The 14,701-nt window shown below is 72.2% G+C and carries 16 protein-coding genes; 6 read left to right on the top strand and 10 right to left on the bottom strand.

All coding sequences use genetic code 11. The features are described 5' to 3' along the window. The first annotated feature begins 40 nt into the window (after positions 1–40). The gene (locus tag AMK27_RS00405) at positions 41–913 is read left to right on the top strand and encodes an undecaprenyl-diphosphate phosphatase (RefSeq protein WP_073902024.1); all 873 of its coding nucleotides are present in this window, start codon (positions 41–43) and stop codon (positions 911–913) included. A gap of 269 nt (positions 914–1,182) precedes the next feature. Here AMK27_RS00405 and AMK27_RS00400 read toward each other — a convergent pair whose 3' ends face one another. Then, complete coding sequence (locus tag AMK27_RS00400; RefSeq protein ID WP_073902023.1) at positions 1,183–1,776, bottom strand: flavin reductase family protein; 594 nt, start codon at positions 1,774–1,776, stop codon at positions 1,183–1,185. Positions 1,777–1,855: 79 nt separating this feature from the next. Between AMK27_RS00400 and AMK27_RS00395 the strand changes: the two genes are divergently transcribed. Further along, on the top strand, positions 1,856–2,302 hold the full coding sequence (locus AMK27_RS00395; protein ID WP_073902022.1) for a nuclear transport factor 2 family protein: 447 nt from the start codon (positions 1,856–1,858) through the stop codon (positions 2,300–2,302). A gap of 125 nt (positions 2,303–2,427) precedes the next feature. Then, positions 2,428–4,254, top strand: a complete 1,827-nt coding sequence (lnt, locus tag AMK27_RS00390) for an apolipoprotein N-acyltransferase (protein ID WP_241847255.1) — start codon at positions 2,428–2,430, stop codon at positions 4,252–4,254. On the opposite strand, the gene AMK27_RS00385 is transcribed toward lnt, so the two are convergent. Beyond that, complete coding sequence (locus tag AMK27_RS00385) at positions 4,178–5,083, bottom strand: Gfo/Idh/MocA family protein (RefSeq protein WP_073902021.1); 906 nt, start codon at positions 5,081–5,083, stop codon at positions 4,178–4,180. The two genes, lnt and AMK27_RS00385, sit on opposite strands and share 77 nt — an antisense overlap. A 59-nt stretch (positions 5,084–5,142) precedes the next feature. Further along, positions 5,143–6,384, bottom strand: a complete 1,242-nt coding sequence (locus AMK27_RS00380) for an FAD-dependent monooxygenase (RefSeq protein WP_073902020.1) — start codon at positions 6,382–6,384, stop codon at positions 5,143–5,145. Positions 6,385–6,486: 102 nt separating this feature from the next. On the opposite strand from AMK27_RS00380, the gene AMK27_RS41010 reads away from it, so the two are divergent. The 3 genes from AMK27_RS41010 to AMK27_RS00360 all read left to right on the top strand — a co-directional run bounded on the left by AMK27_RS41010 (position 6,487) and on the right by AMK27_RS00360 (position 8,512). Continuing rightward, the gene (locus AMK27_RS41010) at positions 6,487–7,389 is read left to right on the top strand and encodes a TetR/AcrR family transcriptional regulator (protein ID WP_079188122.1); all 903 of its coding nucleotides are present in this window, start codon (positions 6,487–6,489) and stop codon (positions 7,387–7,389) included. Then, a complete protein-coding gene (locus AMK27_RS00365) occupies positions 7,377–7,913 on the top strand; it encodes a DinB family protein (RefSeq protein WP_073902019.1) in 537 nt (178 codons plus the stop codon). The genes AMK27_RS41010 and AMK27_RS00365 overlap by 13 nt, the downstream gene beginning before the upstream one ends. Before the next feature lie 95 nt (positions 7,914–8,008). Continuing rightward, complete coding sequence (locus tag AMK27_RS00360) at positions 8,009–8,512, top strand: hypothetical protein (RefSeq protein WP_073902018.1); 504 nt, start codon at positions 8,009–8,011, stop codon at positions 8,510–8,512. A 37-nt stretch (positions 8,513–8,549) separates the two neighbouring features. On the opposite strand, the gene AMK27_RS00355 is transcribed toward AMK27_RS00360, so the two are convergent. From AMK27_RS00355 to AMK27_RS00325, 7 genes are all read right to left on the bottom strand, one after another. Then, positions 8,550–9,023 (bottom strand): tetratricopeptide repeat protein, encoded by a 474-nt coding sequence (locus AMK27_RS00355; RefSeq protein WP_073903752.1) that lies wholly within the window; start codon positions 9,021–9,023, stop codon positions 8,550–8,552. 70 nt (positions 9,024–9,093) lie between these two features. Then, positions 9,094–9,777: a uracil-DNA glycosylase gene (gene ung / locus AMK27_RS00350; protein WP_073902017.1), complete on the bottom strand. Its 684-nt coding sequence runs from the start codon at positions 9,775–9,777 to the stop codon at positions 9,094–9,096. 103 nt (positions 9,778–9,880) lie between these two features. Continuing rightward, positions 9,881–11,458, bottom strand: coding sequence for an ABC transporter substrate-binding protein (locus AMK27_RS00345; RefSeq protein WP_073902016.1), 1,578 nt, complete (start codon positions 11,456–11,458; stop codon positions 9,881–9,883). Positions 11,459–11,606: 148 nt separating this feature from the next. Beyond that, entirely contained in the window at positions 11,607–12,374 is a 768-nt protein-coding gene (locus tag AMK27_RS00340) for an SDR family oxidoreductase (RefSeq protein WP_073902015.1), read from the bottom strand. Between the two features lie 29 nt (positions 12,375–12,403). Further along, positions 12,404–13,165 carry a 3-oxoacyl-ACP reductase FabG gene (fabG, locus tag AMK27_RS00335; protein ID WP_030316526.1) on the bottom strand — a complete coding sequence of 254 codons (762 nt, stop codon included), beginning with the start codon at positions 13,163–13,165 and terminating at the stop codon, positions 12,404–12,406. Between the two features lie 187 nt (positions 13,166–13,352). After that, positions 13,353–13,736, bottom strand: a complete 384-nt coding sequence (locus AMK27_RS00330) for a DUF3037 domain-containing protein (protein ID WP_073902014.1) — start codon at positions 13,734–13,736, stop codon at positions 13,353–13,355. Further along, complete coding sequence (locus tag AMK27_RS00325; protein ID WP_073902013.1) at positions 13,733–14,578, bottom strand: HipA family kinase; 846 nt, start codon at positions 14,576–14,578, stop codon at positions 13,733–13,735. Before AMK27_RS00325 ends, AMK27_RS00330 begins: the two co-directional genes overlap by 4 nt. Between the last annotated feature and the right edge of the window lie 123 nt (positions 14,579–14,701).

The following is a 14,701-nucleotide window of genomic DNA, read 5'->3' as shown; positions in this document are numbered from 1 at the left end:
TTCTGACCGCACACGTACATAACGGGACGGCCCTAGCCCCATGAGTTGGTTCGAATCGTTCATCCTCGGACTCGTCCAGGGGCTGACGGAGTTCCTTCCCATCTCCTCCAGCGCGCATCTCCGTCTCACGGCGGCGTTCGCGGGCTGGGAAGACCCGGGTGCGGCCTTCACCGCCATCACCCAGATCGGTACGGAGACCGCGGTACTGATCTACTTCCGCAAGGACATCGCCCGGATCGTCTCGGCCTGGTTCCGCTCCCTCACCGACAAGGCGATGCGTTCCGACCACGACGCCCAGATGGGCTGGCTCGTGATCGTCGGCTCGATCCCGATCGGCGTCCTCGGCATCACGCTCAAGGACCAGATCGAGGGCCCCTTCCGCGATCTGCGCCTGATCGCCACCACCCTGATCGTCATGGGCATCGTCCTCGGCGTCGCGGACCGGCTCGCCGCCCGCGACGAGATCGGCGGCCGCCACCGGGCGATCCGCGAGCGCAAGACGCTCAAGGAACTCAGCGTCAAGGACGGCCTGATCTTCGGCCTGTGCCAGGCGATGGCCCTGATCCCGGGCGTCTCGCGCTCGGGCGCGACGATCTCCGGCGGCCTGCTCATGGGCTACACCCGCGAGGCGGCGGCGCGCTACTCCTTCCTCCTCGCCATCCCGGCGGTGCTCGCCTCGGGCGCGTACGAACTGAAGGACGCGGGCGAGGGGCACGTCTCCTGGGGCCCGACGATCTTCGCCACGATCATCGCCTTCGCGGTCGGCTACGCGGTGATCGCCTGGTTCATGAAGTTCATCACCACGAAGTCCTTCATGCCCTTCGTGATCTACCGCATCCTGCTCGGCATCCTGCTGTTCGTCCTGGTCGGCACGGACGTCCTGAGCCCGCACGCGGGCGAGTCGGGGCAGTGACCCAGCGGCATACGGTCGGCGCGTAGCAGCCGACGCCGCACAGAAACGTTCGGCCCCGCCTGCAGCGCAGCAGCAGGCGGGGCCGTAACGGTTCCCCCGACGGGGGTGGCGGGGAGGCCGTGCGCACAGCATGCACCCGAAACCAGCCATGGGGTAGAGGTGTGGCGGGAATGCATCGAAGGAGCACGCGGCATTGACCCGCCGGCCTTCCTCGTGCAGCCCTGGATCGCGCCTCGGCTCTGGATCGCCCCTCGACCCTGGATCGCCCCTCAGCCCTCGAAGGGCACGCGGGCGATCTCCTTGATGCCGCCGAGGGTGCCCCACTCGTTCTTGCCGAGGCGGGTCAGCGGGCGCATCAGCGCCATCTCCGGGTGGCCGTCGAGGAGGACCGACTCGTCGATGGCCGCGTGGACGACCCGGCCGAAGACGACCGTCGAGTCGCCGATCCGCAGCGTGCTGTGCAGCTCGCACTCCAGCGCCACCGGCGAGTCCGCCACCCGCGGCGGCTTCACGCGGAGGCTCGGCTCGCGCTCGACACCGCACGCGTCGAACTCGCTGACCCCGCGCGGGAAGTCCGTCGCCGTCGCGTTGATCTGCTCGAAGAGTCCCTCGGGAGCCAGGTTGACGACGAACTCCCCCGTCTCCTCCACGTTGCGCAGCGAGTCCTTGCGTCCCACCGAGGTGAACTGCACGACCGGCGGGGTGACCGAGGCGATGGTGAAGAAGGAGTGCGGGGCCAGGTTGTCCGTCCCGTCCGCCGAGGACGTGGAGACCCAGGCGATCGGCCGGGGGACGACGGTGGCGGTGAGCAGCCGGTAGAAAGCGGTGCGGTCACTCAGTTCGGGATCGATGTTCACACGCATCCGGCCAGTATGACCGCGTCCGCCGACTCCCCCGCGCACGCCCCTTGGCCCCTGGCCCGGCCTGCCCGACACTGATCCGATGACGCAGCGCGTGGACCTCGCCACCGTGATGGACCGACTCGCCGTCGACGACCTGGTCACCGGGTACGCGGCAGCCGTCGACGACGCCGACTGGACCGCCTACCGGGCCCTTTTCTCGCCGGACGGCAGGGCCGACTACCGCGGCTCCGGCGGTGTCGAGGGCCCGGCGACGGAGGTGGCCGACTGGCTCGCCGAGACGTTGACGCTCTTTCCCGTACGGCAGCACCTCATCGTGAACCGCCGCGTCGTCTTCCGCGGGCCGGCCGGTTACCCGGAGACCGGGGACACGGCGGAGATCCGCGCGGACTATGTCAACCCGATGCGCTTCACCTCCGGCGAGGACTTCGTCTGCGGGGGCCGCTACGCGTTCGGGGCGGTGCGGACCACCGACGGGTGGCGGCTGACCTCGGTCGTCGTCGACGAACGGTGGCGTCGGCACGGCTGACCGCCGCCCGGCCCCCGCGGCCGCCGCCCCGGGGGTCCCTTCCGGCCCCGGTCACCACGACGGACCGCCCGAGCCGCGCCGAACCCGGTCACGCCCGACACTGAAGGCAAGGGCGGAGGCATGCCATGCGAAATCCGTTCGCACGACGGGGTCAGCACCCGGAACAGGGGCAGCACCCGGAGCAGGGCCACGGTCCGGATCGGATTCCCGACCAGGGGCCGGACCGGGATGCGGACCCGGAGCAGGGCCACGGTCCGGATCGGGTTCCCGACCAGGGGCCGGACCGGGACGCGGACCCGGACCAGGACCACGACCGGGACGGGACCCCGCGCGGCCGGCCGGGCGGCCGGGCTCGTCGGCGTGCCCTCGCCCGTTCGCTGCTCGCCGTCGGCTGCGGCGCGCTGCCCGCGCTCGCCTTTCCCGCCCCCGGCCTCTGGTGGTGGGCATATCTGGCGCTCGTCCCCTGGCTCCTCCTGATCCGTTCGGCTCCGGGAGCGCGCCGGGCCGCCCTGGACGGATGGCTCGGCGGGATCGGCTTCGTGTTCGCCGTCCATCACTGGCTGCTGCCCAGCCTCCATGTCTTCCTCCTCCCTCTCTCCGCACTGCTCGGCCTGCTGTGGCTGCCGTGGGCCTGGCTCGTACGGTCCCTGCTCGGAGGCGTGCCGTCGGCGCTGCGGGCCGGCACCGCGCTGGTCGCGGTGCCCTCCGGCTGGCTGCTGATCGAGCTGGTGCGCTCCTGGGAGGGGCTGGGAGGTCCCTGGGGGCTGCTCGGGGCGAGCCAGTGGCAGGTGCCGGCGGCGCTCCGGCTGGCCTCGGTCGGCGGGGTGTGGCTGGTGACCGCGCTCGTGGTGGCGGTGAACACGGCCGTGGCCCTGCTGCTGGCCGCACCGGGGCTGCGCGCCGTCGGCGTCGCGGGACTCGCGGCCTGCGCGCTCGTCGCGGGTACGGCCGCCTGGGGGGTGGGGGCGCCGCGGGTGACCGGGACCGTGCGGGTGGCCCTCGTACAGCCCGGCGTGTTCGACGGCGCGGACGGGGCGGAGCGGCGGTTCGACCGTGCCGAGGAGCTGACCCGCTCGCTCGCCGGGCAGCGCCTCGATCTGGTGGTCTGGGGCGAGAGCGGTGTCGGCGCCGACCCGGCCGGCCGGCCCGATCTCGCCGCCCGGCTCACCGCGCTCTCACGGGAGGTCGACGCGCCGCTCCTGGTCAATGTGGACGCGCGGCGGGCCGACCGCCCGGGCATCTACAAGAGCGCCGTCATGGTCGGTCCCGAGGGGCTCACGGGTGAGCGCTACGACAAGATGCGGCTCGTGCCCTTCGGCGAGTACATCCCCGCGCGCGGGGTGCTGGGCTGGGTGACGTCGTTCGGGAAGGCCGCCGACGAGGACCGTCGGCGGGGCACCGAACCGGTCGTGATGAGGCTGCCCGCCACGGGCGACGGCAGCGAGGAGGGTGCGCGCGACGGCGGCGCCGGCGCCCGGGAACCGCTGGTCGGCCCGCTCGTCTGCTTCGAGTCCGCGTTCCCCGACATGAGCCGGAACCTCGTGCGCGACGGGGCCGGGCTCCTCGTCGTCCAGTCGGCGACCAGTACGTTCCAGAAGAGCTGGGCGCCCGCCCAGCACGCGTCGCTGGCGGCGCTGCGGGCCGCCGAGACGGGACGGCCCGTCGCGCACGCGACGCTCACCGGGGTCAGCGCGGCGTACGGCCCCGACGGACGCAGGATCGGGCCCGTGCTCGGCACGGACGCGAGCGCCGTCGCCGTCCGCGAGCTGCCGCTCTCGGACTCGACGACGGGCTACGTCCGCTGGGGCGACTGGCCCCTGTACGGGGCGCTCGCCGTGGTGGGCGCGGTGTGCGCGGCCGAGGGCGCGGGCGCGTTCAGGAGGCCTGGAGCAGCGCCTCGCGCACGACGCGCTCGCACAGCTCGTGGGTCTGCAGGGCATCCCTGGCACTGAGGACCCGACCGTCGCGTACGGCGTCGAGGAAGGCCAGTACGGCCTGCTCGATACCGCGCTGGCGGGGCACCGGCACCCAGTCGCCGCGCCGCCGCAGGGTCGGCTGGCCCTTGTGGTCGACGACGTCGGAGAGATTGACGACCTGGCGCTTGGTGTCCTGCCCGGAGACCTCGAGGATCTCCTCGGTGGAGCCGTTCATCCGGTTCATCATGCCGATGGCGGTGAACCCGTCACCGGAGAGCTGGAGCACGACGTGGTGCATGAGCCCCTCGCGGACGCGGGCGCGCACGTCGACGTGCTCGATCTCGCCGGGGAGGAGGAACCGCAGGGTGTCGACGACGTGGATGAAGTCGTCGAGCACGAAGGTGCGGGGGTCCTCGGGCAGGCCGATGCGGTTCTTCTGAAGGAGGATCAGCTCGCGCGGGTGCTCGGCGCACTGGGCGTACGAGGGGGCGAGGCGCCGGTTGAAGCCGACGGCGAGGCCGACCGAGCGCTTCTCGGCCAGTTCCACGATCCGCTCGGACTCGGCGTACTCGTAGGCGAGGGGCTTGTCGACGTACGTCGGGACGCCCGCGTCCAGGAGCCGGCCGGCGATCTCGGCGTGCGCGGCGGTCGGCGCGTGGACGAAGGCCGCGTCGAGCCCGGCGGCGAGGAGCGAGTCGAGGTCGCCGTGGCGCTGCGCGGCGGGCAGGTGGAGGGTGTCGGCGACCCGGTCGAGCGTCGCGCGGGTGCGGGTCTGGAGGTGGAGTTCGACCCCGGGGAGGGTGGCGAGGACCGGAAGGTAGGCCTTCTGCGCGATGTCGCCGAGTCCGATGCAGCCAACCTTCACGGGTTCTCCCTTGTCGTGTCCACAGGCCCTGTACGGGTGGGCCGTTCGCGCTGGTCAGCTTACGCGGACCGGGCCGGGGCGACCGGCGGCCGCCAGTCGGCGATGCCGTCGAACCCGCGCAGGACGAGCCCGGGGCCGAAGCGGGAGACCGCGCTGACGAGCGTGGACCGGAGGGCGACGGCGGGACGGGCCGCGAGCAGGGTGACGGCTCCGGTGCGGGCGGCCTTGCGGACGATGGCGGTGGTACGGGGAAGGCGGTCGGCGGTGTACGCGGCGAGGTCGCGGCTCGGGACGAAGTCGGGCGCGGTGCCCGCGGGGTGGGGACCGGGCGCGGAGCCGGAGCGCTCGGCGTCGGCCGCGGGGCCGACGTGGTGGGCGAGGACGACGGCGTCCTCGATGGCCTGGTTCCCGCCCTGGCCGAGGCTCGGCATCATCGCGTGCGCGGCGTCGCCGAGGAGCGCGACCCGGCCGCGGTGGAAGGCGGGCAACGGGTCGGGCAGGTGGTGGACGTCGTGGCGGAGTACCCGCGCGGGGTCGGTGGCGGCGAGGATCTCGGGGACGGGGTGGTGCCAGTCGCCGAACAGGCGCAGGAGTTCGGCCTTCTCGTCGTCGGGCGCCCGGCCGCCGGCCGGGGCGGCGGCCATCGCGTACGCGTAGATCCTGCCGTCCTTGAGGGGCTGCGTCCCCCACAGGCGTCCGGCGCCCCAGGTCTCGTGCGGGGCGAACGGCCGCTCGGGGGCCGGCACGACGACCCGCCAGGTGGTGCAGCCGGCGTACCGCGGGCCGGGGTGCGCGGGGAAGAGGGCGTGCCGCGCCGCGGAGCGGATGCCGTCGGCGGCGACCACGAGTGCGGCCTCGATCTCGCCGTCGGGGGTGGCGACGCGGGCGGGGCTTCGGTCGCCGCCGGGGTCGACGAGCGCGGCGGCCGCTCCGGTGCGGACGGCCCCGTCGGGGAGGGCCGAGGTGAGGATGTCGACGAGGGTGGCCCGGTGGAGGAGGACGAGCGGCCCGCCGAAGCGGGCGGCGGCGGCCGTGGCGTCGGTACGGGCGAGCCAGCGGCCGCCGGGGGCGCGCATGCCTCCGTCGCCCTGCCAGGCGGCGAGGTCCCGCAAGCGGTCGCCGAGGCCGATGACGTCCAGGGCGCGCTGGGCGTTGGGGGCGAGGCCGATGCCGGCGCCGACGGGGGCGAGGTCGGCGGCCCGCTCCAGGACGGTGACCTGCCAGCCGCCGCGGTGGAGGGCGACGGCGGCGGTGAGTCCGCCGATGCCGGCGCCGATGACGACGGCACGGTGCTGTTCCATGGCTGCTCCTCGGATCGGGGAACTACAGGTGTAGTACGACCGGTGACGTGACCGTACTACAGATGTAGTGAAGCGGGGAGGGGGCGGCTGTAGGTTGTCCCCATGACCTCGGCGACACCCTCCGCTGCCCCTCCCGGCCCGAACGGCTCCCCCGGGACCTCAGGCGCTCCCGGCTCCCCCGCCTCCCCCGCTTCCTCCGCCTCGCGGGCGGACCGGATCGGCGACGCCGCCCTCGACCTCCTCGTGGAGCGGGGCATGCGGGGCCTGACCCATCGCGCGGTGGACGAGCGGGCGGGGCTGCCGCAGGGGTCGACGTCGAACCACGCCCGCACCCGCCAGGCCCTCCTGGAGACGGCCGTACGACGTCAGGTGCAGCTGGAGTCCCAGGTCCTGACCCCGGACGATCTGCCGGGCGCCGCCGGGCCGCCCGGGACAGTCGGGTCGTCCGGGACAGTCGGGACAGCCAGGGCAGCCGAAGAGGTACGGGACAGGCCCCGGGACGGGGCACCGGACGGAGCACCGGGCAGGACACCGGACGGGGCTCCAGGCACGGCACCCCGCGGGCCCTCCGAGCCGGCGCCCCACGGGCCCCTCGACACCGACACCCTCGTGGACGCGCTCTCCCTCGCCCTGCACCGCTATCTCACCGACCACCGCGCCCTGCTCGTCTCCCGCTACGAACTTGCCCTGGAGGCGACCCGCCGCCCCGAGCTCCGCGCCTTCTTCGACGCCGCCGGTTCGGTCTTCCACGGGCCCCTGGTCGCGATGACGGCGGCGGCCGGCTCGCCCGAACCCGAGCGCCACGCGCTCTCCCTCATCGCCTGGTGCGAGGGGCTGATGTTCTCCTGCGCCGCCGGCTCCTTCCACGCGGCCGTGCCGAGCCGGGCGGAACTGCGCACCGGCTTCGAGGAGTTGCTGCGCGGCATGCTCGGCGGCGGCACCGGCCCGGGGCGCGGGGAAAGCACTGGCGCGGCTGGTGATCGTGGGGGACGATGCCGCGCATGACCACCGACCGCACGGAGACCACACCCCGCGTCGATCCGTCCACGACCTCGGGGGAACGCGAGGCGCTGGAGCAGTGGCTCGACTTCCATCGCGCGACCCTCGCGTGGAAGTGCGAGGGGCTCGACGACGTCCAGCTGCGCACCCTGTCCGCCCCTCCCTCGGAACTCAGTCTGCTGGGCCTCGTCCGCCACATGGCCGAGGTCGAACAGGGCTGGTTCCGCAACGTCCTGGCCGGCGAGAAGGCGCCCAGGCTCTACTCGACCGAGGAGGACCGCGACCGGGACTTCCACGTCACCGACGAGGACACCTACGAGGAGGCCCACGCGGCCTGGCAGGCGGAGATCGCCCACGCGCGCACCGTGGCCGCCGCGCGCGGTCTCGACGACCTGGGCGAGGGCGAGCACCGCAGCGGGGCGCGGTTCAACCTGCGCTGGATCTACCTCCACATGATCGAGGAGTACGCCCGGCACAACGGCCACGCGGACCTCGTCCGGGAGCGGATCGACGGCGCGACCGGGGACTGACGGGGTCAAGGCCGGTCCCGCGTCGCTCACCCGTGCGGGGCATTCCCCTCCGGTAGGGGCGCGAAGATCACTGCCGGGCCAGCAGAGTTGCGCGGGTGCATGGAACCCGAACAACAGCGAAGATCCTGGTCGGGGCCGCCGTGGCCGCCCTCGCGGGCTGCGTCCCGGTGGACACCCCGCCGGCGGCGCCCGCCCCCGCGTCCGCCGCCGAGACCTTACGGCCCGGCCGGGACGTGGCCCCGCAGATCGGCGAGGGACCGGCCCTGGAGGCACTCGAAGCGGCGCTCCCCGCTCCCCCGCCGTCGGCCGCGCCCAGTGCGACGCCTTCGGCCGAGGCGCACCGCGGGGAAGCGGCCGCGCCCCGCCCCGAGGAGGCGCGCCCCCAGCCCGTACCGCGGCTGCGTGAGCGTCCACGTCCGGAGACCCGGCCGCCGCTGCCCGAACCGCCGGCGGAACTCGTCGAGCTGCCGCGGACTCCGCCGCTGTCCCCGACTCCACAGCTGTCCCGGGCGGAGGTCTGCGGCCTGGGCGAGCGGTACGGCGGCTGGGCCCCCGGCAGCGACCCGTCACGCATCTGCCACGGCACGTACGTCCGCTGAGGCCCCGGGGCTCCAGTCCCGCCCCGGCGCCCGGCCCTCACATGCAGCGGAGCCGGAGCTCCAGGCGCTCGATCGCGGCCCGCACCCCGTTCCCGTAGCCGTCGTCGTCGAGGTGGTCCGAAGCGGCGCGGGCCCGGTCCAGGTGGACCCGCGCGGCGTCGGGCCGCTGCAGCTTGACGTAGTCGGCGGCCAGGTTGAGGTGGAGCGAGGGGTACAGCGCCCGGAGGGCGACCGCGGAGCCGTGCTCGGCGAGCCGCTCCTCCGCGAGGCCCTCCGCCGCGCTCAGGGCCCGCAGGTCCCAGGCCAGCTCGGTGTCGGGGTCGTCCTGGGCGTCCGCCATGTAGTGCGCGAGGGTGCACCGGTGCAGGGGGTCTCCGTCCGGGCCGATCTGCTGCCAGAGCAGCCCGAAGCGGTTGCGTGCCTCCTCGCGGTCGCCGCCGTGGAGCAGCATCATCGCCTGCCCGATCCTGGTCATGACCCCGTCGTCCGACACCTGCTGCTGCTCGGTCACCGCGACCTCCACCCGCTCACCCACTGGGAGAGCCGACGCTAGCCGCACCGGGGCCGGATCGGGCCGAGGCTCAGCCGAGGTCCGGGACGCGCCAGTCGATCGGCTCGTGTCCCTGGGCCGCGACGGCCGCGTCGATCTGGGTGAAGGGCTTCGATCCGAAGAACTTCTTCGCCGAGAGCGGCGAGGGGTGGGCGCCCTTGACGACCACGTGCCGCGCCTCGTCGATGAGGGGCAGCTTCTTCTGGGCGTAGTTGCCCCAGAGGACGAAGACGGCGGGGTCGGGGCGCGAGGCGACGGCGGTGATCACCGCGTCGGTGAACTTCTCCCAGCCCTTGCCCTTGTGCGAGTTCGCCTCGCCGGAGCGGACGGTCAGCACCGCGTTGAGCAGGAGGACGCCCTGCTCGGCCCACGGCATCAGATAGCCGTTGTCGGGGACGGGGTGGCCGAGCTCGGCCTGCATCTCCTTGTAGATGTTCCGCAGGGAGGGCGGGGTCTTCACTCCGGGGCGGACGGAGAAGCAGAGACCGTGCCCCTGCCCCTCGCCGTGGTACGGGTCCTGACCGAGGATCAGGACCTTCACCTTGTCGTACGGAGTGGCGTCGAGGGCGGCGAACACCTCGTCCTTCGGCGGGAAGACCGATCCCTTGGCGCGCTCTTCCTCGACGAACTCGGTGAGCTGGGCGAAGTACGGCTTCCGCAGTTCCTCGCCGAGAACACCCCGCCAGGACTCGGGCAGCATGTTGGTGTCGGTCACGGTCAACAACCTCCGGTGGACGTTCCTGTTACTCGTCCCCGAACCTACCGGGGGCCACTGACAGTGGCCCCCGCAGGCTCCCGGTTCCCCGCCCGCGCGGGTCCTACCAGCTGGCCCGGCGGCTCAGCTCCCAGAGCTGCATGACGGTCTGCGGGTCGAGCGCGCCCTCGCCGCCGCCGATGTCGTCACGGGCCGCGATGTACAGCTTGCCCTGCCACAGGGGCAGCAGCCGGACGTCCTGGACCATGATCTCCTGGGCCTCCTCGAACTCGTCCGTGACGGTCCCGCGGTCGCTCTCGCGGCGGGACTTCGGGAGGAGTTCGCCGGTGATCCTGGGGCTCACGTACGGCGTGCCGAGGACGTTCTCCTTGCCGACGAACGGCGCCACGAAGTTGTCCGGGTCCGGGAAGTCGGGGAACCAGCCGCGGCCGAAGACCGGGTACTCGCCCTTCTGGTAGCCCGCCTGGAAGTCCTTCCAGGGCTTGCCCTCGATCTCGACCTGGAAGAGGCCGGTCTCCTCCAGCTGGCGCTTCAGTTCCTTGAACTCGGCGGCCGTCGAGGAGCCGTAGCGGTCCGTGGTGTACCAGAACTTCAGCTCGACGGGGTCGGTGATGCCGGCCTCGCGGAGGATCTTCTTGGCCTTCTTGGCGTCCGGGTCGCCGAAGCGGTCGAAGAACTTGGTGGTGTGAGCCGCGATTCCCTTGGGCACCATGGAGTACAGGGGCTCGGCGGTGCCCTGGTAGACCTTGCTGACCAGTTCGTCGCGGTCGACGACCTGGGCGATGGCCTTGCGGACCGCGGGCTTGGCGATCGTGGGGTCCTGGGTGTTGAAGACCAGGTAGCGGATGTCGGCGCCGGTCGACTCGACGATCTGCAGGCCCTGGTTCTCGGGCTTGTCGTCCTGGAGTTCGATGACCTCCTCGGCGGTGAGGCCGCGGTAGGTGGCGTCGATCTCCTTCTTCTTGAGCGCGGCGACCATCGCCTCGGAGTCGTCGAAGTACCGGAGGGTCACCCCGCCGTTCTTGCGATCGGCGAAGCCCTTGTACGTGGGGTTCTTGGTCAGCTCCGCCGACTCCCGCTCGGTGTACGAGTCGAGGACGTACGGCCCCGAGCCGGTGAGCTTGCCGTCCGCGCGGAGCCGGTCCGCCGGGTACTCGGCCGGGTCCACGAGGGACATCGCCGGTGTGGCGAGGACCATCGGGAAGGTGGCGTCCGACTTGTTCAGCTTGAAGACGACGGTCCGGTCGCCGACGGTCTCGATCTTGTCGAGCGAGCCGAGCATGCCGTTCGGGCCGCCCTTGTGGTTGATCGTGCGGATGCGCTCGATCGAGTACTGCACGGCCTTGGCGTCCAGCTTGTGCCCGTTGGAGAACGTGAGGCCCTCCAGGAGCTTGCACTCGAAGACTCGGCTGGAGGTGTCCGAGAACTTGCACTCCGCGGCATCGGAATCCGGGGTCGTGCTGCCCGTCGGGAAACTCACCAGGGTCTGGAACACATTCCGGAAGAGCTCCCAGGAATTGTCCCAGGCGGCGGCCGGGTCAAGCGTGGTGGGAGAGCTCGTCGTGCCGACGACGATTCTCTGATCCCCGGCCGAATCACTGTCAGAGAAGACACTGCATCCGGTTACCAGGGATATGGACACAAGGGCTGCAGCGGCCTGCAGACTGGTCCGGTTGAACACGTGCACGCTCCTCGTTCAGCCACGGGTCGGCCGACGATACCGCAGCACCCCGTCAGGTCAATGTTCGAGCCTGACGGGGCACTTGAGGCATTCGACGTATAACCGGGGTCAATCCGGACACGAAATCCGGAAAGTGTCCGATTATCGGTCACCCGACTCCGGCGTTCAGGAAAATCCCGCCGTCGACCACGAGGGTCTGTCCGGTGATCCACTCCGACTGGGACGAGGTGAGGAAGGCGGCCGCGCCGCCGATGTCCTCGGGCTCGCCGAGCCGGCCGAGCGGGTAGGCGGCTGCGGCCTCCGCCTCACGGCCCTCGTACAGCGCCTGCGCGAATTTCGTCTTCACGACCGCGGGGGCGATCGCATTGACCCGCACGAGGGGGGCGAATTCATGGGCCAGCTGAAGAGTCAGATTGATCATCGCGGCCTTGCTGATTCCGTACGCGCCGATGAAAGGCGAGGCGGAGACGCCGGCGACCGAGGCGATGTTCACGATCGCCCCGCCGTGCTCCTTCTGCCAGGCGTGCCAGGTCCGCTGGGCGAAGCCGAGCGCGGAGACCACGTTGGTCTCGAAGACCTTGCGGGCCACCCCGAGGTCCAGGTCGGCGATGGCGCCGAAGACCGGATTCGTACCGGCGTTGTTGATCAGGAAGTCCACCCGGCCGAAGCCGTCCATCGCCGCCTCCACGGCGGCGGCCTGGTGGGCCTCGTCGTGGGCCTTGCCGGGGACGGCGATCGCCCGGTCGGCGCCGAGGCGCTCCACGGCCTCCTTGAGGGCCTCCTCGCCGCGTCCGGTGATGACGACCCGGTCGCCGCGGGCGACGAGCGCCTCGGCGATGCCGTAGCCGATGCCCCGGCTGGCGCCGGTGACGAGAGCGACCTTGCCGGACAGTTCCGGCCGTGCCTGTGCGGTCATGTCTGCCGTGCTCCTCTCGATGCCGGTCGTCAGTTGAGCGGGCCGCCGGCCACGTACATGACCTGGCCGGAGACGAAGCCCGCGTCGTCGCCGGCGAAGAAGGCGATCGCGTTGGCGACGTCCTCGGGGCGGCCGACCCGCTGTACCGGGATCATGGACGCGGCCGCGGCCTGGAAGTCCTCGAAGCCCATGCCGACGCGTTCGGCGGTCTGCGCGGTCATCTCGGTGACGATGAAGCCCGGGGCGACGGCGTTGGCGGTGATGCCGAACTTGCCGAGCTCCTTGGCGAGGGTCTTGGTGAGGCCCTGGAGGCCGGCCTTCACGGCCGAGTAGTTGGCCTGGCCGCGGTTGCCCAGGGCCGAGGAGGAGGAGAGCGACACGATACGGCCGAAGCCCGCGTCCACCATGTGCTTCTGGCAGGCCTTCGCCATCAGGAAGGCGCCCTTGAGGTGCACGTTCATGACGAGGTCCCAGTCGGACTCGGACATCTTGAAGAGCAGGTTGTCGCGGAGCACACCCGCGTTGTTGACGAGGATCGTCGGCGCGCCGAGCTCGGCGGCGACACGCGCGACGGCGGCCTCCACCTGGGCACTGTCGGAGACGTCGCAGCCGACCGCGAGGGCGGTGCCGCCCGCGGCGGTGATCTTCTCGACGGTGTCCTTGCAGGCCGCCTCGTCGAGGTCGAGTACGGCGACGGCGCGGCCCTCGGCCGCGAGGCGGAGCGCCGTGGCGGCCCCGATACCCCGTGCGGCACCCGTGACGACGGCTACGCGCTGCTCGGTGGTGGACATGCTTGGTTCTCCTCGCCCTTGGATCGTCCCTGGTCGCGGTCGAACCGGTCACCCGCTCCTGCGTCCCGCACATGAGCGACCGCTTAGTATCGTCCGCAGAACGAGACGCTAGAAGCCCTGGCACCCGGTGTCAACGGCCCACCGGGTGCACCCGGTCACTCCCCGTCGCCGGGCCGGGCGGAGGGGGTCAGCGCACGAGGAGGTCGAGCAGCCGCTCCACCTCCGCCTCCGGGTCGGCGGTGAGGCCGGTGTGGACCGGGCCCGGCTGGACGACCGTGGAGCGCGGTGCGATCAACCAGCGGAAACGCCGTCCGGCGTCGTCGCCGGCGGCCTGGCCGGCGGCGTCGCCGCCCAGGCAGACCCCCTCGACCGCGCGCAGGGCGGCCCGCACCCCGGTCACGTCGGCCGCCGGGTCCAGCACCGACAGCTTCGCCTCGTCCAGGTGCGTACGGGCGGCCACGTAGGAACGGGCGCGGCAGTAGACGACCACGCCCGCGTTGAAGCACTCGCCGCGCTCGACCCGCGGCACCACGCGCAGGAGCGCGTACTCGAAGACATCACGGTCGGTCACGGGGTGCTGTCCTTCTCGGTGGAGTGCGTCCGGGGCGCGAGGCGCTCGGCGAGCCAGCCGGGCGGCTGCTGCGGCCGCCCCTCGCTCCGCGGGCCGAGCGTGATCCGCTCGTGGATGGTGGCGGCGCGCGGCAGCAGCGCCCCGACGTAGGCGGCGCGGACCTCGTCCGTGCCGTCGAAGCCGGGCTCGTCGACGAGCCACTCGTCGGGCACGTCGGCGGCGATCTCGTCGAGCAGCTCGCGCGTGACGCGCGGGGCCAGTTCGGCGGCCGCGGCGGCGATGTCCGGCGCGTAGCGGGCGAGTACGTGGTCGGAGGCGTCGTAGGGCTTGGCGGCGGACGCCTGGGCGCCGGGCCAGTTGTGGTGCCAGGTCATGGTGGCGCCGTGGTCGATGAGCCACAGGTCGCCGTGCCAGACGAGCATGTTCGGGTTCCGCCAGGACCGGTCGACGTTGTTGATCACCGCGTCGAACCAGACGATCCGGCCGGCCTCGACGGGGTCCACCTCGTACGCCAGCGGGTCGAAGCCGAGCGAGCCGGGGAGGTAGTCCATGCCCAGGTTGAGCCCGCCGCTCGCCTTGAGCAGCTCCTGGACCTCCTGGTCGGGCTCGGAGAGTCCGATGACGGGGTCGAGCTGGATGGTGACGAGCTCGGGCACCCGCAGACCGAGCCGACGGGCGAGCTGCCCGCAGATGACCTCGGCGACCAGGGTCTTGCGCCCCTGGCCGGCGCCGGTGAACTTCATGACGTACGTGCCGAGGTCGTCGGCCTCGACGATCCCGGGAAGTGAGCCACCCTCACGCAAGGGCGTGACATAGCGGGTTGCAGTGACCTCTGTTAGCATTTTCCCAGGCTATCCCAGGGCCGAACCAAGCAATCAAAGGTTCGGCCCTTTTTGTGTGCACGTCACGGCAAGGCGCCAACTTACACCGGGGAGCACCGTGCCGGGGAGCGGCCGTCCGCCGGA

The sequence above is a fragment of the Streptomyces sp. CB02009 genome (genome assembly GCF_001905825.1).
Lineage (GTDB): Bacteria > Actinomycetota > Actinomycetes > Streptomycetales > Streptomycetaceae > Streptomyces.
The sequence above is the reverse complement of the archived record's forward strand: the minus strand, read 5'-3'. Positions and strand labels throughout refer to the sequence as shown.